Source organism: Jannaschia maritima (assembly GCF_030973515.1).
Classification (GTDB): Bacteria; Pseudomonadota; Alphaproteobacteria; order Rhodobacterales; family Rhodobacteraceae; genus Jannaschia; species Jannaschia maritima.
Genome location: NZ_JARGZA010000007.1, coordinates 38,031 through 62,155, shown reverse-complemented (window position 1 = coordinate 62,155; position 24,125 = coordinate 38,031). Strand labels below are relative to the sequence as shown.

Genomic DNA, 24,125 nt, shown 5'->3' with positions numbered 1-24,125 from the left:
GGATCAGTAATCCCGCTCGAAGAACAAGCCCACCGACGCTTCCCCGTCCGCGCCGGTGGCACCGCGGACCGTCAGGTTCGGCGTCACGTCGATGTTCAGGCTGATGGCCGCCTCGCCCTGCTGGTTCACCTGGACGTCGGTATAGACATTGTCGCTGATGTACTTGCCGGCTCGGACGGCGGTGTTGCCGTCGGCATCGGTCGTGACGTCGAGGTCGTCCAGCCCGGCCGATCCGCGCAGGCGTTCCAGCAGGCCACCGCTTCCGCGTCCCGCCAATACCGCGACCGAGTTCGCCAGCTGAATCGCTTGCAGCGGCGATAGTTCGGAAAGGTCGCGGCCGAAGAAGATCTGGGCCAGGATCTCCTCCTGCGGAACGTCGGGACTCGATTCGAAACGGACCTCGGGCTCCGTGGCGGGACCTTCGACGATGATCGACGCCGTCAGGGCGTCGGTCTGGGTGATGGCCACCAGCCGAATGAAGGGTACGAGATCGCCTTGGAAGGTGATCGACCCCTCGTCGAGCGCGAAACGCTGCTGAAGGATGTCCAACCGTCCCCGCGCGAGCTCGAACCCGCCGGATACGACCGGCGCGTTCGTCGTGCCGCGCACGACGATGTCCCCGCCCAGTTCGGCATCCAGACCACGACCCCGCACGAAGATGCGGTTCGGCGCCGTGATGCGGATATCGAGGCCATAGCCTGGACCACCACCCCCGCCGCCCGCCGCGCCGCCGCCCTCCGGGCGCTGGTCCAGGTTCGCCAGCGCGAGGGTGCGACGGACGGGACGAGGGGTGTTGACGTGGGTCACCGGCGGCAGGTCGCCCACGCCGGTCAGGCCGGAGGACGGGACCGAGATCTCGGCCCCGTCGATCAGGATCGTGCCCGCGATCCGTGCGCCGCCGGTCAGGGGACCTGCGACGGAAAGGTTGCCCTGCAGATCGGCGGTGTAGAGGTTGGGATCCGTCGCGGTCACGTCGAACTGCACCGCAAGGTTCGCGTCGAATGGCGCGGTCAGGCCGATGGGGCCCGTCACGGACAGACGGCCCCCCGTCTCGACCCCGGCGGACAGGGTGACCTGCGCCCGGCTTCCCGACAGGTTCACCGTCGCGTCGATGCCCATCAGCCCATTGCGCAGCGTCGGCAGCGACAGGGCCGCCCCCGTGGTGGCCACGGTGCCCGACAGGTTCTCCAGTGCGGGGGCGCCCCGCAGGGCCAGGTCGAACCGGGCGGTGCCCGTGATGCGCTGCGGCGCGATGAAGGCATTCGCCAACCCCAGGGGGGCCTGCCCGTCGATGGTCAGGTCCATCGAGGCACCGGCGGTCCCCGCGACCCGCGCGGTCGTGCCCCCGGGTCCGTCCAGCGCGACGTCGACGGCCCACACCTCGCCCTGCTGGCGGGCGGTGCCCCGCGCGCGCAGGGGACCGTTCAGATCGGGTACCAGGGGGGCGATGTTGGGCACCGACAGGTCGAACGTCGCCTCCGGCGCACGGCCGGTCAACTGGCCCTCGGCCGACAGGGTCGCCCCCAGGGGGCCGCTGGCATCCACGTCGAAGGCATAGCCGCCATCGTTCCAGAACAGCCGCCCGTCGGCGTCCAGAGGACCCGAAAGCCCCGGCGCGAAGGGGGACACATCGGCGGCGTCGATGCTGACGGTCAGGTCCGCATCCTCGCCCGTGGCGATGCCCTGCACCGTCACGCGCAATCCCTGCGCGCCGGATGCGTCGGCCTCCACGCGCCAAGCGCCGTCCACCTGCTCGGCGGCCACGTCGAAGTCGATCGCACCCTGCAATTGAGGGGTGAACTGGGACGGGTCGGCCAAGGTGCCGGTGGCCTGGATCACGGGCCCGCTTTCCGGAAGGCGCGCGACGGCCCGGTCCAGGGTCACGCCGAAGGGCGCGGTGCCGGACAGGATGACTTCCGGGCCCGTGTCGGGCAGCCGGGCCGTGCCGGTGACGTCCAGTCCGCCCCGCACGGCGGGGACGAAGGCGGACACGTCCGGCGCGATCAGGGCGAAGTCCGCGGTCAGCACGCCGTACAGCCGCGCATCGACCCGTGCGCGGACCGCTTGGGGACCGCGGGCGTCGGCGACCAGCGCGAACCCGGCCTCGGTGTTCTCCAACCGGCCGTCGATGGAAAGCGCGCCGTTCAGCCCCTCGACCCCGGGGGCGAGGTCGGCGAACGCGGCCAGGTCGGCGACGGTGACGGCCAGCGCAAGGTCCAGAGCGTCGTCGCCGGTCAGGTCGCCACGGGCGCGGGCGGTCAGCCCCGCCGGTCCATCGACGCTGGCGTCGGCGGTCCACGCGCCATCCGTCCGTTCGACCACGGCCTCCAAGATGGCGGGGCCCTGCAGCGCTTCGATCGATTCGAGCGCGGGGACGTAGATACGGATGAAGTCCCGCACCTCCGGCACCTGCGCGTCGATCGCGACCCTCGGCGTGGAGCCCGTGACCGGACCGTCCACGGCAGCGGTGATGCCGGAAGCTGTCCGCAGCGACAGGTCGACGACGATGGCGTCGTCGGGCTGGGTGACGCGGCCCGTCAGGTTGGCGGCACCCGTCAGGGGCGGAATGTCGCGCAGGGCATCGGCGAAGCCTTCCAGCGCGGGGACGTCGGCCGCGACGGCCAGATCCAGGGGGGCACCCAGGACGACGCCTTCCGTTTGCGCGACGATGCCGGTTTCGGTCGCCATGACCGTATCGACGGACCACACCCCGTCGGCCTGCGACAAGGTGCCGTCCAACCGAACGCCGCCCTGCAGCGCAGCGATGTCGGCCGTGGCGGGTACGGGGGCTGACAGGTCGGGCAATTCGGCGGCGAAGGCGATCCGCGGGGCGTCGCCCGTCACCGGCCCTTCGATCCGCGCAGTAAGGTCCCAGGGGCCCGCGACGTCGGTCGCCACGTTCCAGACTCCGTCGCGCTGGAACGCGCGTCCCGACAATCGCGCGCCACCGGGGATGTCGGGAACGAAGGCCGCGATGCGGGGCACGGTAGCGTCGAACGTCACATCGGGCGCGTCGCCCGTCAGCGTGCCCTGCGCGGTGACGGCCACGCCTTCGGGCGCGGTCAAGGCCACGTCGCCCGCCCAGACGCCTGCGGAGTCCTGCGCCACGTCCGCGTCCAGCGCGATCTCGCCGTCCAGGCGCGGGTCGATCAGGGTTCCGTCGAAGATCCGTGCCTGGATCACGGCCTGCCCGGTGCGACCGTCTTCCCGAACCGCGTCCTCGCCGAAGATGGCGACGTCGGCGGCGGCGCGCATCTGCTCGTTCTCGATACGGAACCCGTCGAGGAACGACCCCTCCGTCGTGCGGCGCGCGTTGCCGGCCACCGTGGTGCGCCCGGCCAGGAGCGGATCCACCTGCGCGATGCCCAGGCCCAAGTCGTCGGTCGCGGCCGACAGTTCCAGATCGAACGTCGCCCCGATGGGGTCGTAGGTGCCATTCACCTGTGCCTGCGCCGCGCCGCTCAGATCCAGCCCCGCCAAGGCCGCGAATTGCGCCAGGCGCTCAGCGGAAGCGGACAGGTCCAACTCGATGGGCAAGCCCGTCTCGGCGGTGACGTCGACCACGACGTCGCCGTCCAAACCGTATCCCGCACCGGCGACCGTCAACCCCGACAGCGTGACGGGTCCGCCTTGCCGCCAGTCGACGTCCGCGGACAGATCCACGCGGTCGCCCACCGCGCCCGCCGTGCGCTGATCGGCGAAGGATAACCCTTCCAACGCCCCTCGGATCACCGCGGTCGCGGCCTGCACGGTGCCGCCGTCGCGGGCGATGACGCCGTCCGCGGTCAGGGTCGCGCGGGCGAGGTTCACCTGATCGGTATCCAGACCCGCCGCCTCCAGGGACAGGAGCCAGTTGTCCGACGCCGCCGGATCGTAGGTCAGGGCGAAGTCGGCCGAGGCCAGCTCGGTCCGCGCCTCCAGCGGCAGGAGCACGGGGCTGCCATTGGCGGAAGCCAGGCGCCCGGTGACGTCGAGAAGTTCCGGCCAACCATCGGGGCCGAGGCGCACCTCGCCCCGCAAGACCAGCGCACGGGTCGTCAGATCGAGGTCGTCCAGCACGATCCGCCCGTCGTTCCCCTGCAGCCCATTGGCAACCAAACGCACGTCGTCGCCGAAGAACGATTGGTACCGTGGCGCGAACAGGGCCGTCACGTCGCCGCCCAGATCGACGTCGAAGCGGCGCCCCTCGTCGGTCCCGTTCAGCGCGACGCGCCCGTCCAGTCGCGGAACCCCGTCGGAGGCCAGCGCGATGTCGGCGGCGAAGGCATCCAGCGGACCCTCGCCCGCGACGGTCAGTTCGATGGCGGGTGCGCCCGGCAGGTTCAGCAACGTGGCCGCGATGCCGCCTTCCGCTTCCCGGACGTCCAGGTCGATGGCCAGGGCCTGTGTCTCCGCATCATAGCTCGCGGCTATCGAGAAGGTGCCCACGCCATCCAGACGCTGTGCCTCGATCGTCGCGGCCCCCGATCCGTCGGCCAGCCGCGCCGACGCGGCGAGCGACAGCGCGACCTCCTGACCCAGGACGGTCTGGCCCAATTCGATGCGTTCGGCTCGCAACGCTTCGACGTCGATCGAGACGGGAAGCTCCGGCAGGCTGAATCCCGTGGCCGCGGCGGCGGGGGGTTCGACCCCTTCCGCCGGCAGGGGAAGACGTTCCAGACGGATGGTCTGGGCTGACAGCTCCTCGACCTCCAGGCGTCCGCGCAGCAGGGCGGACCGGTTCCAGTCCAGGACGACGTCCTGCATGACCAGCCATGTGCCCTCGTCGTCGGCGATGCGCAGTTCCTCGACCGACGCGGTCGACGATAGGGCTCCGTCGAACCCGTCGATCTGCACGTTCAGACCGGGGCTGTTCAACTGCTCCTCGATCAGGCCGGCCAGGAAGCCGGGATCGCGGTCGTCCTGTGCCCAGACCGGTACGGCCAGCAGTGCGGCAGTGGCGAATGCGACGGGACCCCGCATCAGAACGCCTGCCCGATGCCGATGTAGATCTCGACGCCGTCGTTGTCGCTCGGGCCGCTGACGGGAACGCCGAGATCCACCCGTATGGGGCCGATGCCCGTGTCGTAACGCACGCCCACGCCCGCGCCGACATGGTCCGTGCCGCCCGTGAAGTCGACGTCAGCGCTGATCCAGCCGGCATCCACGAAACCGACGAGGCCGATCCGTTCGGTGACGGATTGCCGCAACTCGCCCGAAAGGCCCAGGAACGAGCGTCCGCCGGTGCGCCGATCGTTCGGCTGAACGATGGCGAGATCCTGGAACGGCTGCCCGCGCACGGTGCCCCCGCCGCCGGAGAAGAACAGCCATTCCGGGGGAATGTCCTGTAGATCGGGGCCGAACACCGCGCCCAGTTGAAGGCGTGCGGCGATCACGGTGCCGCGTTCGGCACCGAACCCCTGATAGCCTCGCAGGTCCGCCGAATAGCGCGCACCCGTCCCTGCCGTCTCGAACCCCTGGAAGGGCTCCAATCCCATCTCGACGTAATATCCGTCGGCAGGGTTCAACGGATCGTCCCGACGGTCGTATTGCGCCGCAAGGGGCAGCGACAGGATCGAGAAGTCGCGCCGGCCGAACGCGTCCTCCGTGCGGGAGTAGGAGTAGGAGACGCCGTACTGGTACTGGAACTCGTCGCTGACGATGCGCCGCGCGGCGGCGGTGGCCTCGAACCGGTCCGACGTGAAGTCCGGCTGATCGAGGCGCTCCAACTCGGCGCCGAGCAGCAGGTCCGTCTCGCTGTTGAACGTGGCTGGGCGGACATAGTCGACGCCGATGCGGTAATCGGCGCCCCCCGAATCCCCGCCGATGCCCGAAACCTCGCCCTCGACCCGGAAGTTGTCGGCATAGCCGGTCAGGTTGCGGTGCAGCCAGAACGCCGACAGTGCCAAACCTTCGGTCGATCCGACCTCCGCGCCGAATCCGAACCGGCGGGGCAGTCGTTCGATGACGTCGACCTGCATGTCCAGCGTCCCATCGGGGTTCGCCTCCTCGGCCTCCGTGATGGTCACGGACCGGAAGGCGTTCGTGCGCTGTAGCCGCCGCGCGGCCTGTCGGATCTCCTCGGGGTCGAAGACCTGGCCGGGGCGCAGGTCGACGATGCGGCGTATCTGACGTTCGAGCACCGCCTCGTTCCCGTCCACCCCCAGGCCGCCATAGCGCAGCTGCGGACCCGGGTTCAGGCGCAATGCCACGTTGACCCGGTCCACCGCATGGTCCGCCACGATATCCTGCGACGCCAGTTCGGCCTTCGCGTGGCCGTCGCCACGCCAGGCATCGATGCCCGCCGCCGTCGCGTCCCGGAGGACGTCGGTGCCCGCGGGCTCCCCCACGGCGAAGCCGGGCGGCAGCTCGGTCCCCGGCGGAACCGGCCCGATCTGGGCCTGTCCGAACAGGTAGCGCGGCCCCGGGTCCACGGACACGACGACGGTGCCCACCGGCGCGTCGGACCCGATGGCGGGGAGGGCCGCCGCCTCTACGCCGTCGACGAGGATCGAGATGACGGGTCCGAAATGCCCGGCCTCGAACGAGGCGGCCAGCAGACGGCGGTAATCGGCCTGCGCCGCAGCCACGATGTCGCGGCGGGGAGCGTTCGGATCCTCGTCGATCGTTTGCTCGAGCAGCGACGCGGCCCGCAGGCCGTCGCGCAGATCGTCGTCCCCACCCAGGCGCAACTGCAACTGCGCCGCGTCCGCCGCGACCGGAACGAGCAGCCAAAGGGCAACCGCAGCGGCCGATCGGTGCAATCGGGCGCGGGCCCCCCGCTGGGCGGGGGTGGTGGAAACGGGGTGCAACGCGCGATTGTCCATCGTTCCCACCAGTTAACGACGATGCGGGGGGAGGCAAACCGATTTTACGCGCCGGGGCCAGGCGATCGCGGTCGCGGCGGAACGGGACGGCGCCGGGTGTCGTTGTGATCCTGCATACCACCGGGGGCCAGCTGCATGACGATGACGACCGGGTACGCCGTCGACGCCGCGCGTGCGGAGGCGGAGCGCGCCGAGGACGCCCATGCGGAGGTCGAGGAGCAGGCGATAGAGGATGCCGCCAAGCTGGCACCGAAGCTCCTCTACGAGGTCGTGCGCCGTGATGGCGAGGAGGAGATGACCCGCCCCCTGCGGAGCTTGGTCTATTCCGGCATCGCGGCGGGCATGATGATCTCCATGTCCGTCCTGGGCGAAGCGGTGTTCCGCACATACCTGCCCGATGCCGGATGGTCGTACCTGGTGGAGAACCTGGGCTATTCGCTGGGATTCCTGATCGTGATCCTGGGGCGGATGCAGCTGTTCACCGAGAACACCATCACCACCGTCCTGCCGGTCATCGCCGAGCCGTCGCGCGGCATCGTCATGCGGATGCTGCGCCTGTGGGGCATCGTGCTCGCGGCGAACGTCGTGGGATGCTTCGCCATCGCCGCCCTGTTCGCGCTGACGCCGGCGATCGATCCCGTGTTCCATCCGGCCATCGACAGCCTGTCGGTCCATGCCACCGGGTTCCCCCCGGGCGAGGCCTTCTTCCGGGCCATCCCCGCGGGCGTGCTCGTGGCCGCGTTGGTCTGGATGCTGCCGCAGCGCAACTCGGGGAAGTTCGCCATCATCCTGACCTTCACGTGGTTGATCGCGGCCGGTGACTTCACCCATGTCGTCGCCGGTTCGGTCGAATGGGGCTGGTTGGTCTGGCGGGGGCATACAGGATTCGTGGAAGGTCTCCTGACCTTCTTCCTCCCGGTGCTGGCCGGGAACATCGTGGGCGGCACGGCGATCTTCTCGCTGTTGGCGCATGGTCAGGTGAAGGACGAGATGCACCGCCGCCCCCTCTACAGGAAAGGCTGAACGACGATGGGTATCCAAAAGGGCGACACGGTCGAATGGAACTGGGGCAACGGCACCGGATCGGGCAAGGTGACGGAGCGTTTCACGGACAAGGTGACCCGCACGATCAAGGGCAACGAGGTGACGCGCGATGCGTCCGACGACGAGCCGGCCTTCATGATCGAGCAGGACGACGGCGACCGTGTCCTGAAATCCGAGTCGGAGTTGAAGAAGAAATAGGACCCCGCCTGGACGGACCTTCCGTCCCAGGGCGTAGCACCCGACCCTTGGTCACAACAACGGTCGCGGGGGCGGGTCATCCGTCCCGACCATTCCGATGGCCGCGAGCGTGTCCAGGTCCGTGACGCTGAGTTGTCCGTCCCGCCAGGTGGCGATCTGGCGTTCGCGGAACTTCGCCAGGGTCTTGTTGGTGTGAACGAGGGAAAGGCCCAGCGCATCGGCCAGATCCTGCTGCTTGAACGGCAGGTTCATCGCGCTTCCGTCGATGAGAAGCAGGGCGCGCGCGCGCTTCCAGACCTTGACCAGCGCCCAGGCGACCGCCTCCTCCGCGGTGCGCTGTCCGACCGTCGTCAGAGCTTCGCCGAGGAAGTGCTCCTCCGTGGCCGCGATCCACGTCAGGTCGTAGGCCCGGCTCGGCGCGTGCTTCAAGAAGTTCCACAGGGCGGCGCGATCGAAGACGCAAAGGCGCATGCGGGACCGCGCCTCCACGGTATGGGTCATCTCGGCCATCACGGCGCCCTGCAGGCCGATCAGATCGCCGGGGAAAACGAACGACAGGACCTGGCGCCGCCCATTCTCCAAGGTGCTGTAGCGCAGACCCAGGCCCGACAGCACGGTGAAGAGCTGTGCCGAATGGGCCCCCTCGGTCAGGATCGGCGTGCCGGCTTCGACCGTCAGTTCACCCACCTTGAATCGCTGGGTCTGACGCACCTCGTCGTCCGACATGCCCACGAAGAGGTCTCGCTTCCGAAGGGGGCAGGCATCGCAGCGTGTGACCATCGCCGTTCGTCGCTCCCGTCGTGCGTTCCGTAACGTCCGCATACGTCGCAGTTAAATGCGTGCGGCCAGACCTAGCCCTAGGTCGGCCCGAGGAAAAGGGTCGGCCCCATGGCTGCCCGGACCTCCCGGCGGTGGTTCCCCAACGCCGGTGCAGGGGAGGGCTTCGGTCGCCGTGGCGGAACCCGGCGTGCCGAAGTCCGACCGCGTCCCGTCAGTTGAGGGTCTCGGTGGACGCGAAGAACATGGCCTGGCTGACGGCGGAACGAACCTGTTCCTGCGTGTAGGGCTTGGCGATCAGGAACGCGGGCTCCTTCCGCTCGCCCGACAGCAGGCGTTCGGGGAACGCGGTGATGAAGATCACCGGGCAGGTGCCCAGATCGCCCATGACCTCGTTCACGGCTTCGATGCCGCTGGAATTGTCCGCCAGTTGGATGTCCGCCAGGATGAGGTCGGGCATCTCCTCGCCGGCGAGCGCGACCGCCTCGCGATGGGTCCGTGCGACGCCGGTGACCCGGTGCCCCATCTCGACCACCAGGGCTTCCAGGTCCATGGCGATGATCGACTCGTCCTCAATGATCATCACGCGTCCGGATACGGCGTCCGCCATCTCGCGGCGTGCGAGATCGACGAGTTCCTCGGCCTCCGTCTGGGCGATGGACATGATCTTCGAGATGTCGGTGTAGCTGAACTCCTCGACGGTGTGCAGCAGCAACGCCTCGCGCGTGTTGGGCGTCAGCCGGGAAAGGTGGCGTTGGGCCGCCTTGCGGGGGGCATCGTCCTCCTGCACTTCGATCTGTGCCCCGGATGTGGACCAGATGCCGTGGAACGTGCGGAAGAGATCCGTCTTCGTCGAACCGGTTTCGCCAAGCAGGGTGCGGTCCGCGAGGATCGCCTCCAAGGTCGCGGCGGCATAGTTGTCCCCGCTCGATTGCGCCCCGGTGAGCGCGCGCGCGTATCGGCGCAGATAAGGCAGCGCTTGGCTGATCTCCGCGGTGGTATCCATCGAATGTGTCTGTCCGTCTCAAGGTTGTGCGCGGAACCAACTATCCCCCGTCGTGTTGTGTTCCAACGAAAGATCTAAGCCGACCGGTTCCGCAAACAGGCAAACAACGCATGGACACAGACGATGAAAATCCCAAGGTCGACAAGCTGATAGATGCGAATCTCAAACGGGTGTACGACTCCGTCCTCCAGGAGGATATCCCGGACCGTTTCGCACAGCTTCTGTCTCAACTCGAAAAGGGAGAGGTTCCGCCGACCGTCGACGACGCACCGTCGAACCGTACCGGAGAGGAAGCATGACGAAGAACGAAGCCGCGCCAGACCCGCGGAAGGAAATCGTCGAGCATCTACCCGCCATGCGGGCCTTCGCCGTATCTTTGACCCGCAACGCGTCGCTCGCCGACGACATGGTTCAGGACGCGCTGGTGAAGGCTTGGTCCAATCTGGACAAGTTCCAGCCCGGCACGAACATGCGCGCCTGGTTGTTCACGATCCTGCGGAACACGTATTATTCGAACCGGCGCAAGGCCAAGCGTGAGGTTCCGGACAGCGACGGCGCGATCACGGCGTCCTTGTCGCGCAAGCCGGACCACGATGGCCGATTGAACCTGATGGATTTCGAGACCGCGTTCGCGAAGTTGCCGTCCGAACAGCGCGAGGCGCTAATCCTGGTCGGCGCGTCCGGCTTCGCCTACGAGGAGGCGGCGGAGACGTGCGGCGTGGCGGTGGGTACCATCAAGAGCCGCGTCAACCGTGGCCGCGTTCGTTTGTCCGAGTTGATGGGAATCAACGACGAGGATGCGTTCGAGCTGACGGACTCGGCCACGATGGCCGTGGTCTCGTCGCTCCAAAACGGCAGCATGTAATGATCGAACGCGCGTGGCGAGGGCGCAGCTTGACGCTACGCGTCCTGATGCTGTTGTCGCTCGCCCTGCTTCCGCTGGGCGCGATCGGCATATGGCAGACGCAGCGCATCGCCGCGCAATCGGCCATCCAGCTGGAAGCCTCGCTGCTGTCGTTGACGCAGCGCGCCGCGAACCCGCTGCAGGACGTCCTGCAGCATGGGTTCGGTGCGGCGCAGGCTTTGTCCCAGCGCGTGGCGGAGCTTCGCGACGATCCGGCCGCCTGCTCCGCTTATCTCGGCGCCTTCGTCGAGCGGGTCGACGGGTTCTCGTATGCGGCGTTCCTCGGGACGGACGGGATCATGGAATGCTCCGCCGACGGGCGGCGCTTCGACTTTTCGGAGTTCCCGAATTTCGAACGGTCCATGGTGGACCCGCAGCCGAGCGTGTCGGTGAACGCCGATGCGCCGTTGAGCCGGCGCGCCGTGGTGCTGATCAACCAACCCATCCGGTCGACGAATGGTGCGTTCGCGGGAATCCTTACGCTGTCCGTGCCCCGCGCCCTGCTGGACGCGCCCGAGATCGAAGGCGCGAGAGCCCCGTTCTCATTGGTGACGTTCAATGTCTTTGGCGACGTACTGACGTCGTCCAGCGACGAGGCGATGCAGGACCACCTGCCCGCGGACGTCGATCTGCGGACGCTGCCGGGCGCGGGATCCCGGGCGTTCAGCGCGCCCGACATGGGGGGGGAGGAGCGCGTCTTCGCGGTCGTGCCCATCGTCGCTGACACGGCCTATGCGCTGACGTCCTGGCCCCGCGCGGCGGTGGAAGGGGGCGCGATCGACCGGTTCGTGGTGACCAGCGCCCTTCCCATCCTCATGTGGGTCGCGAGCCTGCTGGTCGCCGTCATGGCCCTGGAACGGTTGATCCTGCGCCACATTCGCGCGCTCGGGCGGCAGATGCGGGCCTTCGCGCGGTCCCGCCGGCTCACGTCCCGACCGACCATGGACGATGCCGGCATGGAGCTGGAAACGATCGAGACCGAGTTCCGGGAGATGGCGCGAGCCATCGTCCAGGACGAGGCGCTGCTGGAGGACAACCTGCGCGAGAAGAACATCCTTCTGAAGGAAATCCATCACCGCGTTAAGAACAACCTCCAGCTGATCTCCTCGATCATGAACATGCAGGCCCGGCGGTTGGAGTCGAAGGAGGCCCTGGACGTCCTGCGCCGGGTCCAGGACCGCGTGATGGGCCTGGCCGCCGTGCATCGCAGCCTGTACCAGACGCCCGATCTGAACCAGATCGATGCGGGCGCGATGATCTCCGACCTCGCGCGGCAGATCGCCGTGACCGGCACGGGTGGGGCCGGGTCGGACTTCGACGTCTCCGCCGATCCGGTGCATCTGACGACCGACCGTGCGGTCGCCCTGTCCCTTACGGTGTCGGAGGCCATGACGAACGCCGTCGAGGAAACGCGCCGCGCCGCGGATGCGGGCCTGGACGGACGCATCGTGCTGTCGCTGACCCGTCCGGACGCACAGACCGCCCGCCTGACGGTCGAGAACCCCTGCGTCGATCCCGACCCCGCCGGCGATCGCAAGGCGGTCGGTCTGGGTCAGCAGCTGGTCCGCGCGTTCGCGCGCCAGCTGGACGGCGCCCTGTCCACGCGACGCGAGGGCGGGCGCTATGTGATGGACCTGACCTTTCCGATCCGCGCAGATCAGGACGAACCCCGTGACTACTGAAACCAAGCGATACGAACTGGAACCGCTGATCACCGCGGGGGAGGCGTACCCGGCGCTGGAGCGCCTCGTACTCGAAGCGCGGACCGAGATCGTGGCGGGGTTCCGCATCTTCGATCTGTCGACCAGGCTGCGGACGGATCAGGCTCGGACCGTCGGGCGGGACTGGTTCGATCTGCTGTTGGACGCGCTCCGGCGGGGCGTCTCGATCCACATGGTGATCTCGGACTTCGACGCGGTGGTGGGCACAGATCTCCACGGCTGCACGTGGCGTACGGTCGAGCAGGCCACCGCCATGCAGGAGCTGGCCGGTCGAGGCGCGGGTCGCCTGACGGTCGTCCCGTCGCTGCACCCGGCGCGCGTCGGCACGCTGGCGAGCCTCGTGCTGTGGCCCCGCGTCGATCGGATGCTGCGGGAGAAGACGTCGCGCGTGCTGTCGCTGGACAAGCCGCGGCGGCAGCGCTTCCTGCGGCGTCATCCGCACCTGTCCCGGTTGCTGATGACGGATCAGGCCATCCCGGGTCCCCGTCGGTGGCCGGTGCCGCCCCTGGCACCGGTCACGCACCATCAGAAGGTCGCGACCATCGACGGCAAGGTCCTCTACATCGGTGGCCTGGACCTGAACGAGCGGCGGTGGGACGACCGGAATCACGACCGCCCGTCGGAGGAGACGTGGCACGACGTGCAGGTGATCCAGCGCGATCCCCGCGCGGCACGGGCGGCGCGGACGCATCTGCTAGAGCTGCCGGCCGTCATCGCCGCCGAAGCGAAGCCGACCGATCTGGGCGGCGCGATCCTTCGGACGATATCGTCCAAGCGCCACCGCGGTCCCCTGGCCCTGTCGCCGAAGCCCGTCCTGCGGGAGCTCGCGGATGCCAACTTCGAAGGGATCCGGTCCGCCCGGCGCCTGATCTATCTGGAAACGCAGTTCCTGCGCGACCGGCGCATCGCCGCCGCGCTGGCGAAGGCGGCGAAGCGGCACCCGGCGTTGGAGCTGATCCTGATCCTGCCGGGCCGTCCGGAGGACGTGGCGTTCGAGGCATCGCGCCGCGACGACGCGCGGTACGGCGAGTTCCTGCAGGCGCTGTGCATCCGGCGCCTGCGGCGCGCCTATAAGGGCCGGGTGTTCATCGGTTCGATGGCGCAGCCGCTCACGGCGCAGGGGCAGGGCCTGAACGTCCTGCACGGGGCGCCGCTGATCTACGTGCATTCCAAGGTGTCGATCTTCGACGATCGAATGGCGATCGTGTCCAGCGCGAACCTGAACGGGCGCTCGCTGGCCTGGGACACCGAACTGGGCACGTCGACCCGCGATCCGGCCACGGTCGCGCATCTGCGGGAACGCTGCATGGACGGCGTCCTGGGGCCGGGGATCGTCACGCCGGACTTCTGGACGCCGGGCGCCGCGGCGAGCACCTGGCAGCGGCACGCACTCGGCAACGCCCGGACCCGCCCCGAGGAGCGACGCGGGTTCATGGTCCCCTATCTCAACCGCCCCGCCGCACGGTTCGGGCGCCGGTTGAAGTCGGTTCCCGAGGAGATGGTCTGACGGCCGTACCCCTTTGCTGCGGTGCGGCGTAAATCTCTTCGGTTCGGGCGATCCGTGGGGCTTTGCTGGACCACAGTCTGACCGGGAGCGCGACGCCGATGCAAGTCCGCGGCATCCCCAATGGAGACTGGGTCTCCGCGGAGATGGACGCCGGGCACCGGACCCATCGCGGCGGCGCATGCGATGGGCCGCGGGGCGTCCGGCGGGTGTCTGCCTTCCGTCTGCTCCGCGTCTGCCCCGCGTCCGACGGGTCGGTGATTCGGCGCGCGTCAGCCCCCCGCCGCGATGGCGGCGCCCAGGGCGGCCATGCCGTCCCGCAGGCCGGTCACGAAGTCGCCTTCGGCGGGCGGCGTCGCCATCGGCGGCAGCACGACCTGGGACAGTCCCAGGGCGGCGACCGCGTCGCGGGCTTCGGTCGGGGGTTCCGCCTCCCAGATCAGGATGCGCGCGCTGGTCCGATCCGCGCGCGATGCGAGGTCGGCGAGGGCATCCGCGTCGGGTGCCGCCCCGGCCTCCCAATCGAGCGCCTCGACCGCGAGACCGTAGGCCCGCCCGAAATATTCGTATCGGGGGTGGCTGACGATCACCGGAACCGTCCGGCCGCCCGTCAGGGCGTCGCCCGCCGCGTCGAGCGTGGCGAGGTCCGACAGCAGCGCGCCCAGCGACGCATCCACCGGGGCGTCCGGCAGGGCACGCGCCATCGCCGCCGCCAGGGCCTCCGCCTGCCGGGCGGCGAGGGCGAAGTCCAGCCAGGTGTGCGTGGCGACCCCTTCGTGGCTGTGGCTGCCTTCCTCGCCGTGGGAATGGGTGATCGTTTCGGTGGCGATCCGGTCGTCCGCCAGTCCGCGCCCGGTATCGACGGTGCGGGCGCGGGGCAGAGCCGCGCGGGTGGTCCAGTCCGACAGGCCCGATCCGTTCAACACGATCAGGTCGGCGGCCTGGATCGCGACGACGTCGGCCAGGCCCGGACGCCAGGACGACGGATCGCGGCCGTCCGGCACGGACAGTCGCACCTCCGCCGCGTTTCCGGCGAGGCGTTCCGCGAAGTAGGCCATCGGATAGCTGTCCGCGACGATCACGGGTCGGTCCTGCGCCCAGGCGGGCGCGGCCAGCAGGACTGCGGCCAGAGCCGCGCGGATCACGACCCGCCCCCGCTGTCCAGATCGGAGGGGGTCAGCAGCCAGTACCCTTCGTGGTCGTCGTCCGTCGACACGGTGATCGCCAGCCCGCCCGCCGCGGCGTCCCGATCCAGGGGGAAGCGGGCGGCGCCGTCCTGCAGGGGGTAGGTCGCGAGGACGGTGCCCTGCGCGTCCTCCACGCGCACCTCGCCCAAGGCGGGGATGCGACCCGTGGAGAACTTGGCCTCGACCAGCACGACCTCCGTGCCGTCCGCCGCGTCCTGCACGGACGCGAAGACGTTGACCCGGTGGGCGGATGCCGGCCCCGCGAGGGCCAGCATCAGGGCGGCTGCCAGGAGCGGACGCATCAATCCTCCCATTCCTCGAAGTGGACCCAGATCACGGCGCCCAGTTCGACGGCCTTGGCCTCGCCTTCGTGGTCCATGGTCTCGGGCGCGGTATTGAGCGCGGCGAAGCCCCACCACCCGTCCGCGTCCGTCGGCGCGGCGTAGGTGAACACGCCGTCCGCATCGGCCTTAATCGTCTGCGTGATCATCAGATCCGACGGCACGGAGGCTTCCTGCCCCTCGTTGTAGAACTCGACCTCGACCTCGGCATAGGGGACGGGCTCCCCTTCCAGGTGGACGATGCCCTGGAACACGTTGCCCGCCCAAAGGCCGAAGGGCTTTGACAGGGGCACGATCTCCGTGCGCAGGCCCAGTTCCGCGTCCCAGCCTTCGTCGTCGCCATAGGCGGAGACGTAGGTCTTGGTGAAGTGCTGGATGAACGCGTCCTCCGCCGGTTCCCAGTACGGCACGGGCGTCATGGCGAAGACGTGGGTGCCGGGGCGTTCCAGGGCGTGGGTCATCGTGAAGCCCGGCTCGCCCATCACGGTGGCGTCGGACAGCTCGCCCAGCAGGTCGGTCGTTTCGCCGTCATGGGTGACGGTGAACGCATCCGGGCGTTCCAGCACCATGCCGTCCTCCTCGAACGGGTGGGAGAACGAGACCGTCAGGTCGACCGAGCGCCCTTCGTCCTGGGCGAGCATCGGATCGGATGGGATGATCATGCCGTAATGCGCGGCGGCCGGCGCGGCGGCCAGCAGGGCGGCGAGGAATATCGGGCGGTTCATTGGGTTTCTCCGGTCTAGGTTCCGAGGGCGATGAGACGTGCGGCGATCATGGGTGCCTGCGATTGCACCGCGATGACAAGGGGCGTCGCGATCACGATGGCGCCCGCGACGATCAGAACGATCTCGGCCAGGGCCAGTTGCGCGATCATGCCGCGTCCGGCGCCCAGGGCGTGGGCGGTCCGCATCTCGGGCGCGCGCAGCCGCCAGGACAGGAACAGCGCCAGGCCCAGCGCAAGCGCGGCGGCCAGACCCACGACGACCGTGACCGCGTCGACCAGCGACGCGATGCGCAGCAGCCGCGCGACGAGCGCGTCGATCACGTCCGCGGGCACCACCGCCTGGACGGGTTCTTCGGCGTCGAGATAGCGACCGCGCAGGATCGTGGCGGACCGCTCGTCGTAGGGCGCGACCACCACGGCCGTCACCGGATAGCCGGCCGGATCGCCGTGGAAGTGGAAGCTGTCGATGTTCTCGGGCGTGATGCGGGCGAACTGCACGGCGCGGGCGGCGGCCGCGGCGGCGTCCTCGCCCTCGACCAGGATGTCGTCGTGCCCGTGGCCGATGCCCGCGATGACCCAGGCGGTCTTGATGTCCACGAAGACGGCGTCGTCGTCGGGCGTGCCGGTGGGGGCCAGGACGCCGACCACGTCCATCTGCAGGGGATAGGCCCCGTCGAGGTCGAACAGGTTCTCCGGATCCGACAGGATCGCGTCGCCGGTCCCCATCGCCAGACGTGCCGCCGCACCCGCGCCGAGCACGGCCTCGCCCAGAAGGGCGAAGGGGCGCCCGTCGGCCACGGCGAGGCCGCGCAGGTCGAGATAGTCGAGCGTCGTCCCCACGATGCGCACGTCCCCCGTCGTGAACGCGGTGTGGAGCGGGGCCGGGATGCCCAGGCCGGACTCCCACACCGCATCGGCCGCGGCCATGGTCGTGGGCTCCGGCAGGTCGTCGGTAAAGTAGGCGCCCGCCATCACCAGGTCGAGCCGGCTGCCGCGGGCGCCCAGCAGCAGGGGCGTCGAGTCCGCCCGGGCCGTCAGCGCCGCTTCGCCCTGCGCGAGCAGCGCGCGGGTCAGGACGGGCACGGCGAGGACCAGGGCCGCCGCGGCGATCAGAACCAGCGTGCGGATCCAGTGGAACCGCAGGTTCGCCGCCGCGAGATAGACGGCGTTCACGCCGCCACCGCCAGAGCGGCGAAGTCCACGACGCGGTCGAAGCGGGGCAGCAGCTCGTGGTCGTGCGTGACGCAGAGCAGGGCGGCCCCCGTGTCGGCGGCCTGCGCGAAGAGCAGGTCCAGCGCCGCTTCCTTGTTCGCGGGGTCGAGGTTGCCCGTCGCCTCGTCCGCCAGGATCGCCTTGGGCCGCGTGACCAGGGCCCGGGCGATGGCGACGCGCTGGCGTTCCCCCTGGCTCAGCTGGTGGGGGCGGCGCTGCGTCTTGGCGCCCAGGCCGAAATCCGCCAGCAGCGCGCGGGCCCGGTCGCGGGCGGCGCGGTCCAGCCGCAGCCCCGTTCCGACGCGGTAGGGGTAGAGGACGTTCTCCTCCGCCGGCAGGTAGTCGACGAGGGCGAATTCCTGGAACACGAAGCCGACCCGCGCGGCCCGCAGGCGCCGCCGGTCCCGGTCGGACAGCGCGCCGACCGCCACCCCGTCCAGCACGACGTCGCCCGCATCCGCGACGGCGATGCCGGAGACCAGGTTCAGCAGCGTCGTCTTGCCCGACCCCGACGGGCCCACCACCGCGACCCGTTCGCCCGCCCCCACGGAGAGGGCAGGGACGTGGAGCGCGAAGCCCCCCCCATAGGCGAAGCGCAGGTCGCGGACCTCGATCATCCCGGGGGCGCTGCCGGGACGGCCCCGTCGCCGTCCGGGGGGGTGGTCAGGGTGCCCGCCTCGGTCCGGTCGACGTCCGTCAGGCGGAAGTCCGTCATGCGCCACGCGCCGGCGGCCGGGGCGATGGTCAGCTCCGCCCCATAGGCGTTGCCGCGCATGTGCGTGTGCTCGTCGTGGCCGACCTGCGCCAGCACGGCCCAGCGGATGTCCGCGGTCATCGCCCCGTCCGCCATGCGCCACGTGCCGTCGATCAGGTCGAGTTCGTGGACCACCTGGTCGGGCAGCCCCCCGGTGGCCAGCGCGCCCGCGCGTTCGAGGTACAGCGCTTCCAGCGCGTCGCCCGCCGCCACGGTGGCGAGGCCGTCGTAGATCGCGGCCTCGTCGGTTTCGGCGAAGGCGCCGTAGACGGCGTTCAGGATCGCGATGGTCACGCCGTATCCCTGGCCGCGCAGGCCGTCGGCGTCGACGGGTGCGGCGAGGCCGGGGGCGGGCAGGGGCGTCCGGCCCGCGGGGCGGGACTGCCAGAATGCCGCCGCCGCCACGACCGCGACCGTCGCCGCGGCGAGCCCGAGGAGGGTCGTGGGCGCCGTGCGGCGGGGCGGGGCATCGGGCTGCGACATGGCGCGGACCGTATCACCCCCCGGACCGGCCGCAATGGCGATCCCGCCCGTTCCGCTGTCCGCGCGCGGGCTTGTTCCCCCCGCCCTGATCGTGGAGTGCTGGGCCTGCCGTCTGACGCCGTCGGGACCCGTCCGCCATGCCCAGGATCACCGCCCGCCCGGACCGCCGCGGCGCCCGACCGGTCGGGGCGGCATCGGCTTGACCGACCTGCTGCCGACCTTCGGACCCTGGTCGCTCTGCGCCCTGGCGGTGGTCGTGGGCACCGTCATCCAGCGCCTGTCCGGCGCGGGGTTCGGCATGGTCGCGGCCCCCGCGATGACGCTGGCCGCGCCGGACTGGGTGCCGGGTACGATCCTCCTGGTCGGGCTGGCGGTCGGGGCCGGCGCCCTGCTGGGCACCCGCGACGCGGTGGTGCGGTCCGACCTCCCGCCCGGGTTCGCGGGGCGGACCCTGGGGGCCGTCGCGGCCGCGTTCGTCGCGGGCGCCGTGGTGGGGACCGCGCTGCTGCCCATCGTCGTGGCCTGCGTCGTCCTGCTGGCGGTGGTCCTGTCGCTCGCGGGGCTGCGGGTGGCGATCACGGGGCGCTCGCTGTTCGGGGCGGGCGTGGCGGCGGGGGTGATGGGCACCCTGACCGGGATCGGGGCGCCGCCGATGGCGATCCTGTACGCCAACGTCGAGGCGCGGCGGTCGGCGGCGACGCAGAACGCGTTCTTCGGGTTCGGCATGGCAGTGTCCATCGCGGCCCTGGCCCTGGCCGGGCTGATCCGCGCGCCGCACCTGCTGCTGGCGGCGACCCTGGTGCCGTTGGTCCCCGTCACGCTGCTGGCGGTCCGTCCCCTGGCCGCGCGGTTCGAGCGCGGTGCGATCCGGCCCTGGGCGCTGGGCCTGGCGGCGGCCTCGGCGCTGGTGCTGCTGGGCCGTGCGCTGCTTCAGGCCGGCAGCCCATAGACGCGCCGCGCCGTGCCCGCCATGACGGCGTCCACGTCGCCGCCCGCCGCCTCGACCGCAGCGCGGGTGCAGGCCAGCACGTCCGGGTAGGGGCGGGCCAGCGCTTCGACCGGATAGTTCGAGCCGAACATCGTGCGCTCCGACCCGAACGCGTCGAGCAGGATTTCCACCATCGGCGCGATGGAGGCGGCGGTCCAACCCGTGTCGTACATCCCCCAGCCGGACAGCTTGACGAAGGTGTCGGGGCGCGCGGCCATCGCGGCGACGGCGTCGCGCCAGGCCGCGTCCGGCCCGTCCACGGGGCAGAGCGCGTGGTTCACGACGACCCGCAGGCCGGGCAGGGGGGCCAGCGCGTCGAGCGCGGCCGTCGCCTGGTGGGGATACATCTGCAGGTCGAACGACAGCCCCGCCGCGGCCACGGCGGCGAGACCCCCGCGCCACCCCGCTTCCGCCAGCAGGTCGCGCGGCGCGAAGGTCAGGCGCGGGCGGTCCGGATGGACCGCCACGATCTGCCGGATGCCGCGCAGCTCCGGCCATTCGCTTAGCGCAGCCAGCCGGTCCCCGACGTCCGGCGCGGACAGGTCGCACAGCCCGACGATCCCCACCGCGTGGCCGACCGCCCGCGCGCCCCGGGCGGCGAAGGCCACCTCCGCCAGGGGGTCGGCGGCGTTGTCGGCCTGGACGTGGACCGACGCGGCGGGCTGCCGGGCGTCCGCCAGGAACTCCGCCCAGAGGTAGTCGCGCTGGATCGGCGTTGGGTCGCCGAACGGCTTGGGCGCGCCCCTGTCGCGCAGCCAGCCGTAGCCGATGGCGTCGTCGGACGGCGCCCAGACGTGGTGATGGGCGTCGACGTGGCCCGTCACCGCCAGACCCCCTCGCACACCCGGGCCCAGTTGCCGCCCAGCACCCCGCGGACGTCGTCGTCCGACCAGCCCGCCCGCAGCATGCACTCGCACAGCTCCAAAACCTGCTCGGGCTGGGCGAAGGCGGCGCGGGTCCGGCGCACGCCGGGGCTTTCGGGCCACATGTGGGGGAACGCCTCCACCCAGTCCCAGAACTTGCCGACGTCCAGCACGAAGTCGAGGCCCAGGCCCAGATGCCGCGCCCCCACCAGCCCGGCCATGTGGTCCAGATGCCGGAAGATCCCCTCGGACGTGGCGTGGGGGTCGTCGAGGAACTCGCCCAGCCCGTTGACGCCGATCACCCCGCCGGTGGCGGCGCATGCCTCGATCTGGTCGTCGTGGATGTTGCGGTAATGGGGGACGACGGCGTGGGCGTTGCAATGGGTGAACACGAACGGCGCGCCGCGGTCGGCGCACAGGCCGATGGCGTCCATCGTGGTCGCGTGGCCCGAATGGGTGCCGTCCACCAGCATGCCGGTGCGGATCATCTCCTCCACCACGGCCACGCCCCAATGGGACAGGCCACTGTCCTGACGCTCGCCGCAGCCGTCGCCCACGCGGTTGCGGCTGTTGTAGGCGAGAAGCGCGTGGCGCACGCCGAGGTCGTAGAACAGGCCCACGAGCGACAGGTCGCGGTCGAAGTGCTTCGTTTCCTGCAGGTTGTAGATGATCGCCAGCTTGCCGTCCGCCCGCGCCTGCCGGATATCGGCCATCGTGGCGCAGCGGACCATGTCGTCGCGCGCGTCGATGGCCGCCTTGACGCGGGCGAAGTGGACGATCGTGTCGGCCAGCGGACGCTCGGGGCCCATCACCGTCAGCGAGATCACGTCCGTGCCCGCCCGGTGGAAGCGGGGCAGGATGCGGTCCGTGTGGACGTAGTCGGGCGTCCAGGGCAGCGTCATGTCCCAGACCAGCGCGTCGTCCACCAGCGCGCGCGCTTCGGGCGACACGGCGGCCCGCACGGCGTCGAGGTCCAGGCTCTCGTTCAGTTCGGTCAATGCAGCGCTCCGATGATGCGGTCGAGGGCGTCGAGGTCGGCGGGACCGTCCGCGCGGGCCCAGCCGATCAGGGGCGCTTCCCGGCGCTGCATCTCGGCCACCGCGTCGGGCAGGGCGTCCAGCGCGTCCGCGGGGATGCGGACGGCGCCGTGGCGGTCGGCGTGGATCAGGTCGCCCTCCGCCACCGCCATCCCCAGGACGGTCGCGCCCGCGCCCTGGTCGACCCAGCGCACGAAGTGGTGCGACGGAGCCACCTTGCCGCCCAGCAGCAGGAAGCGTCCGTCCAGGTCGTCCAGGTCGCGGATCACGCCGTTGGTGACGGCGCCCCGCGCGCCCAGCCTGGCGTGGACGGCGCTGTTCACCTCGCCCCAGAAGGCGCCGACGGGTCCGTCGCCCGTGCCGTCGTCGAGATCCTCGATCGCGACGACGCAGCCGGGCGAGCCGGCGACGCGGCGATACCATTCCGAACGCACCGCGGGCGCGGAGCGCTCGCCCGGATCGCGCGCGCGGATGCGGGCGGTGACGGCGGGGCCGCAGATCGCGCGCCGACCCTTTCCGTCCCAGGACGTCCCCCCGGCGGAGGCGGTCGAGACGAACCCCCGATGCGTCGCGCCCACGCCGCGCAGATCGGCCTGCACGACCTCGAGCGCATTGCAGATCGTGGGGGTGTCGAACCCTTCGAGGTGATCGAGGATGGAGCGGGACGCGGTCACGGCAGGACCTCCGGATTGGCGAGAAGGGCGGGGTCGAGGCGTCCGTCCAGGCCGTTCAGCGCGTTCTGCGCGGTCAGGCGGGACATCGCCTCCGCGGTGTCCTCCGTCAGGGCGGCGGTGTGGGGCGTGGCGATGACCCGGGGATGCGACAGCAGGGGGTCGGCCGGGTCCGGCGGCTCGCGGCGCAGCACGTCGAGGCCGGCGCCCGCCAGATGGCCCGAATCCAGGGCTGCGATCAGGGCCGCCTCGTCGATCAACTCGCCCCGCGCGGTGTTCACGACCCAGCCGCCGGGCGGCATGGCCGCCAGCGCGTCCGCGTCGATCAGACCGTCCGTGGCGGGGGTGTAGGGGGCATGGAGGGACACGACGTCCGCCCGCGACAGGCCATCGGCCAGGGTCGGCGCGCGCGCGACGCCCGCGTGGTCCGGCGCGGCGGGGTCGAAGGCCGTGACCCGCATCCCGAAGGCACGGGCCAGATCGGCCACGCGCGTCCCGATGCGCCCCAGCCCGACCAGCAGAAGGCGCCGGCCCCGCAGGTCGAAGGTCGGCCAGTCGGGATCGACGATGTAGCCGCCCGCCCGCGCCCGCGCCTGATACTGGGGCAGACGACGCGCGAGGGCCAGCATCAGCAGCATCGCGTGCTCGGCCACCGCGCCGGCATTCGCGTCCCCGATCCAGGCCACGGGAATGCGCCGCGCGGTCAGCGCGTCCATCGGCAGGTTGTCCAGGCCCACGCCGTGCTTGGACACGACGGCCAGGTCGGGCGCCGCGTCGAGCAGGTCCGCGGGCAGGGGCGTGTTCTTGATGCACACGGCGTGGGCGTCCGGCAGGTGGCGCGCGATGTCGTCCCGCGTGGGCGCGTCGATTCGCACCACGCGCAGGTCGGAGCGCGCCGCGAAGAGGTCCAGCCCGGCGGGGCGCAAGGGCTTCAGGATCAGGACGGTCTTCATAGGGTCATCACCCGCGGCATGGCGCGCACGTTGGTGTCGTAGCGTCCGTCCGGCCAGCGCGCGCAATGACCGATGGCGGCCTCCACGAAGGTGGTCGCGGCGGGAGAGATGCGATCGGGGTCCCACACCATCAGCGTGTCGAGCGTGGCGTCCACGTCGCGGATGGGGCGGAAGGCGACGCCGCGGCGGAACACGTTCTCGATGCAGGCCGGGTACACGGTCACGCCCACGCCCGATGCGACCAGCCCCAGCACCACGGACGTGTCGGGCCCTTCGGCCACGATCTCCGGGAAGGCCTCCGCGCGGGTATAAAGGCGGCGGACGCGTTCGCGGTACGCCTGCCACCCCGCGCGGTCGCCCAGCACGTGAGGCCGGGCGGCCAGATCGGCCAGCGCGACGTCGGGTCCCGCGACGAGGGGGTCGTTCTCGGCGGCGACGGCGCAGTAGCGGTCGCGCCAGACGGTATGGCGGTTCAACCCGTCCGCGACGATCGGGCCGATCAGGAAGCACACGTCCACCCGGCCGCGGCGCAGCAGGCGCAGCTGCTCCTCGGTGCCGGCGCGCTTCAGCTGGACCCAGATCCGGTCGTGTTCGGCCCGGAAGGCCTGGATCACGTCGGGCAGCGGGCCGCCGATCGCGAAGTCGTTGTAGCCGATGCAGACCTCGCCCATGCGGCCCTGCGCCGTGCGTGTCGCGGCGTCGATGGCCAGGTCCATCTCCTCCAGCACGCCGCGGGCCTTCGCGGCGAACACGGTGCCGGCGGGGGTCGGCTCCACCCGCCGGGTCGTGCGCGCGAGGAGCGGGAAGCCCAGCTCCGCCTCCATGCGCGCGATGCGGCGCGACAGGGCGGGCTGGGCCACGTTGAGACGTTCGGCGGCGCGGGCGAAGCTGCGCTCCTCCGCGACGGCCAGGAAGGCGCGCAGGTCCCTCAGCTCGACGGGCATGGCCCCCG

At 70.8% G+C, this 24,125-nt stretch carries 22 protein-coding genes; 7 read left to right on the top strand and 15 right to left on the bottom strand.

All coding sequences use genetic code 11. From position 1 onward, the window contains the following. Nucleotides 1–3: 3 nt before the first annotated feature. Together P0084_RS08325 and P0084_RS08320 are read right to left on the bottom strand one after the other, a co-directional pair. Nucleotides 4–4,962, bottom strand: a complete 4,959-nt coding sequence (locus P0084_RS08325) for a translocation/assembly module TamB domain-containing protein (RefSeq protein ID WP_308916369.1) — start codon at nucleotides 4,960–4,962, stop codon at nucleotides 4–6. Continuing rightward, nucleotides 4,962–6,806, bottom strand: coding sequence for an autotransporter assembly complex protein TamA (locus tag P0084_RS08320; protein WP_308916368.1), 1,845 nt, complete (start codon nucleotides 6,804–6,806; stop codon nucleotides 4,962–4,964). The genes P0084_RS08325 and P0084_RS08320 overlap by 1 nt, the downstream gene beginning before the upstream one ends. Before the next feature lie 135 nt (nucleotides 6,807–6,941). Between P0084_RS08320 and P0084_RS08315 the strand changes: the two genes are divergently transcribed. Both P0084_RS08315 and P0084_RS08310 read left to right on the top strand, forming a co-directional pair. Next, entirely contained in the window at nucleotides 6,942–7,829 is an 888-nt protein-coding gene (locus P0084_RS08315) for a formate/nitrite transporter family protein (protein WP_308916367.1), read from the top strand. Between the two features lie 6 nt (nucleotides 7,830–7,835). After that, nucleotides 7,836–8,048, top strand: a complete 213-nt coding sequence (locus P0084_RS08310) for a hypervirulence associated TUDOR domain-containing protein (protein ID WP_308916366.1) — start codon at nucleotides 7,836–7,838, stop codon at nucleotides 8,046–8,048. Between the two features lie 51 nt (nucleotides 8,049–8,099). Here P0084_RS08310 and P0084_RS08305 read toward each other — a convergent pair whose 3' ends face one another. After that, entirely contained in the window at nucleotides 8,100–8,828 is a 729-nt protein-coding gene (locus P0084_RS08305) for a Crp/Fnr family transcriptional regulator (RefSeq protein ID WP_308916365.1), read from the bottom strand. A 211-nt stretch (nucleotides 8,829–9,039) separates the two neighbouring features. Next, on the bottom strand, nucleotides 9,040–9,831 hold the full coding sequence (locus P0084_RS08300) for a response regulator (RefSeq protein WP_308916364.1): 792 nt from the start codon (nucleotides 9,829–9,831) through the stop codon (nucleotides 9,040–9,042). Between the two features lie 110 nt (nucleotides 9,832–9,941). Between P0084_RS08300 and P0084_RS08295 the strand changes: the two genes are divergently transcribed. The 4 genes from P0084_RS08295 to P0084_RS08280 are packed head-to-tail and all read left to right on the top strand — an operon-like array spanning nucleotide 9,942 to nucleotide 13,963. Next, nucleotides 9,942–10,130: a NepR family anti-sigma factor gene (locus P0084_RS08295; RefSeq protein WP_308916363.1), complete on the top strand. Its 189-nt coding sequence runs from the start codon at nucleotides 9,942–9,944 to the stop codon at nucleotides 10,128–10,130. Continuing rightward, entirely contained in the window at nucleotides 10,127–10,696 is a 570-nt protein-coding gene (locus tag P0084_RS08290; protein WP_308916362.1) for an RNA polymerase sigma factor, read from the top strand. The genes P0084_RS08295 and P0084_RS08290 overlap by 4 nt, the downstream gene beginning before the upstream one ends. Before the next feature lie 29 nt (nucleotides 10,697–10,725). Beyond that, nucleotides 10,726–12,417, top strand: coding sequence for a sensor histidine kinase (locus P0084_RS08285; RefSeq protein ID WP_308916361.1), 1,692 nt, complete (start codon nucleotides 10,726–10,728; stop codon nucleotides 12,415–12,417). Continuing rightward, complete coding sequence (locus tag P0084_RS08280) at nucleotides 12,407–13,963, top strand: phospholipase D-like domain-containing protein (protein ID WP_308916360.1); 1,557 nt, start codon at nucleotides 12,407–12,409, stop codon at nucleotides 13,961–13,963. The genes P0084_RS08285 and P0084_RS08280 overlap by 11 nt, the downstream gene beginning before the upstream one ends. A 269-nt stretch (nucleotides 13,964–14,232) precedes the next feature. On the opposite strand, the gene P0084_RS08275 is transcribed toward P0084_RS08280, so the two are convergent. From P0084_RS08275 to P0084_RS08250, 6 genes are read right to left on the bottom strand one after another with little or no spacing between them, the layout of a single operon-like run. Continuing rightward, on the bottom strand, nucleotides 14,233–15,105 hold the full coding sequence (locus tag P0084_RS08275; RefSeq protein WP_308916359.1) for a metal ABC transporter substrate-binding protein: 873 nt from the start codon (nucleotides 15,103–15,105) through the stop codon (nucleotides 14,233–14,235). Next, on the bottom strand, nucleotides 15,102–15,449 hold the full coding sequence (locus tag P0084_RS08270; protein WP_308916358.1) for a hypothetical protein: 348 nt from the start codon (nucleotides 15,447–15,449) through the stop codon (nucleotides 15,102–15,104). The genes P0084_RS08275 and P0084_RS08270 overlap by 4 nt, the downstream gene beginning before the upstream one ends. Then, nucleotides 15,449–16,213 carry a DUF4198 domain-containing protein gene (locus P0084_RS08265; protein WP_308916357.1) on the bottom strand — a complete coding sequence of 255 codons (765 nt, stop codon included), beginning with the start codon at nucleotides 16,211–16,213 and terminating at the stop codon, nucleotides 15,449–15,451. The genes P0084_RS08270 and P0084_RS08265 overlap by 1 nt, the downstream gene beginning before the upstream one ends. Nucleotides 16,214–16,227: 14 nt before the next feature. Further along, nucleotides 16,228–17,385, bottom strand: a complete 1,158-nt coding sequence (locus tag P0084_RS08260; RefSeq protein ID WP_308916356.1) for an ABC transporter permease — start codon at nucleotides 17,383–17,385, stop codon at nucleotides 16,228–16,230. Beyond that, entirely contained in the window at nucleotides 17,382–18,041 is a 660-nt protein-coding gene (locus P0084_RS08255) for an ABC transporter ATP-binding protein (protein ID WP_308916355.1), read from the bottom strand. Before P0084_RS08255 ends, P0084_RS08260 begins: the two co-directional genes overlap by 4 nt. After that, entirely contained in the window at nucleotides 18,038–18,661 is a 624-nt protein-coding gene (locus P0084_RS08250; RefSeq protein ID WP_308916354.1) for a hypothetical protein, read from the bottom strand. The genes P0084_RS08255 and P0084_RS08250 overlap by 4 nt, the downstream gene beginning before the upstream one ends. Before the next feature lie 199 nt (nucleotides 18,662–18,860). On the opposite strand from P0084_RS08250, the gene P0084_RS08245 reads away from it, so the two are divergent. Further along, the gene (locus tag P0084_RS08245; protein WP_308916353.1) at nucleotides 18,861–19,610 is read left to right on the top strand and encodes a TSUP family transporter; all 750 of its coding nucleotides are present in this window, start codon (nucleotides 18,861–18,863) and stop codon (nucleotides 19,608–19,610) included. On the opposite strand, the gene P0084_RS08240 is transcribed toward P0084_RS08245, so the two are convergent. Genes P0084_RS08240 through P0084_RS08220 form a run of 5 tightly spaced genes read right to left on the bottom strand, consistent with a single transcriptional unit; the run spans nucleotide 19,592 to nucleotide 24,117 of the window. After that, nucleotides 19,592–20,473 carry an amidohydrolase family protein gene (locus P0084_RS08240; protein WP_308916352.1) on the bottom strand — a complete coding sequence of 294 codons (882 nt, stop codon included), beginning with the start codon at nucleotides 20,471–20,473 and terminating at the stop codon, nucleotides 19,592–19,594. The two genes, P0084_RS08245 and P0084_RS08240, sit on opposite strands and share 19 nt — an antisense overlap. Continuing rightward, a complete protein-coding gene (locus tag P0084_RS08235) occupies nucleotides 20,470–21,510 on the bottom strand; it encodes a dipeptidase (RefSeq protein ID WP_308916351.1) in 1,041 nt (346 codons plus the stop codon). The genes P0084_RS08240 and P0084_RS08235 overlap by 4 nt, the downstream gene beginning before the upstream one ends. Continuing rightward, the gene (locus P0084_RS08230; RefSeq protein WP_308916350.1) at nucleotides 21,507–22,223 is read right to left on the bottom strand and encodes an RraA family protein; all 717 of its coding nucleotides are present in this window, start codon (nucleotides 22,221–22,223) and stop codon (nucleotides 21,507–21,509) included. Before P0084_RS08230 ends, P0084_RS08235 begins: the two co-directional genes overlap by 4 nt. Beyond that, nucleotides 22,220–23,173, bottom strand: a complete 954-nt coding sequence (locus P0084_RS08225; protein WP_308916349.1) for an NAD(P)-dependent oxidoreductase — start codon at nucleotides 23,171–23,173, stop codon at nucleotides 22,220–22,222. The genes P0084_RS08230 and P0084_RS08225 overlap by 4 nt, the downstream gene beginning before the upstream one ends. Next, entirely contained in the window at nucleotides 23,170–24,117 is a 948-nt protein-coding gene (locus tag P0084_RS08220; protein WP_308916348.1) for a LysR family transcriptional regulator, read from the bottom strand. Before P0084_RS08220 ends, P0084_RS08225 begins: the two co-directional genes overlap by 4 nt. Nucleotides 24,118–24,125 lie beyond the last annotated feature (8 nt).

Coding starts and splice junctions, on each gene's coding strand:
- P0084_RS08325 (WP_308916369.1), bottom strand. CDS start 4,962: ATGCGGGGTCCCGTCGCATTCGCCACTGCCGCACTGCTGGCCGTACCG.
- P0084_RS08320 (WP_308916368.1), bottom strand. CDS start 6,806: ATGGACAATCGCGCGTTGCACCCCGTTTCCACCACCCCCGCCCAGCGG.
- P0084_RS08315 (WP_308916367.1), top strand. CDS start 6,942: ATGACGATGACGACCGGGTACGCCGTCGACGCCGCGCGTGCGGAGGCG.
- P0084_RS08310 (WP_308916366.1), top strand. CDS start 7,836: ATGGGTATCCAAAAGGGCGACACGGTCGAATGGAACTGGGGCAACGGC.
- P0084_RS08305 (WP_308916365.1), bottom strand. CDS start 8,828: ATGGTCACACGCTGCGATGCCTGCCCCCTTCGGAAGCGAGACCTCTTC.
- P0084_RS08300 (WP_308916364.1), bottom strand. CDS start 9,831: ATGGATACCACCGCGGAGATCAGCCAAGCGCTGCCTTATCTGCGCCGA.
- P0084_RS08295 (WP_308916363.1), top strand. CDS start 9,942: ATGGACACAGACGATGAAAATCCCAAGGTCGACAAGCTGATAGATGCG.
- P0084_RS08290 (WP_308916362.1), top strand. CDS start 10,127: ATGACGAAGAACGAAGCCGCGCCAGACCCGCGGAAGGAAATCGTCGAG.
- P0084_RS08270 (WP_308916358.1), bottom strand. CDS start 15,449: ATGCGTCCGCTCCTGGCAGCCGCCCTGATGCTGGCCCTCGCGGGGCCG.
- P0084_RS08265 (WP_308916357.1), bottom strand. CDS start 16,213: ATGAACCGCCCGATATTCCTCGCCGCCCTGCTGGCCGCCGCGCCGGCC.
- P0084_RS08255 (WP_308916355.1), bottom strand. CDS start 18,041: ATGATCGAGGTCCGCGACCTGCGCTTCGCCTATGGGGGGGGCTTCGCG.
- P0084_RS08250 (WP_308916354.1), bottom strand. CDS start 18,661: ATGTCGCAGCCCGATGCCCCGCCCCGCCGCACGGCGCCCACGACCCTC.
- P0084_RS08225 (WP_308916349.1), bottom strand. CDS start 23,173: ATGAAGACCGTCCTGATCCTGAAGCCCTTGCGCCCCGCCGGGCTGGAC.
- P0084_RS08220 (WP_308916348.1), bottom strand. CDS start 24,117: ATGCCCGTCGAGCTGAGGGACCTGCGCGCCTTCCTGGCCGTCGCGGAG.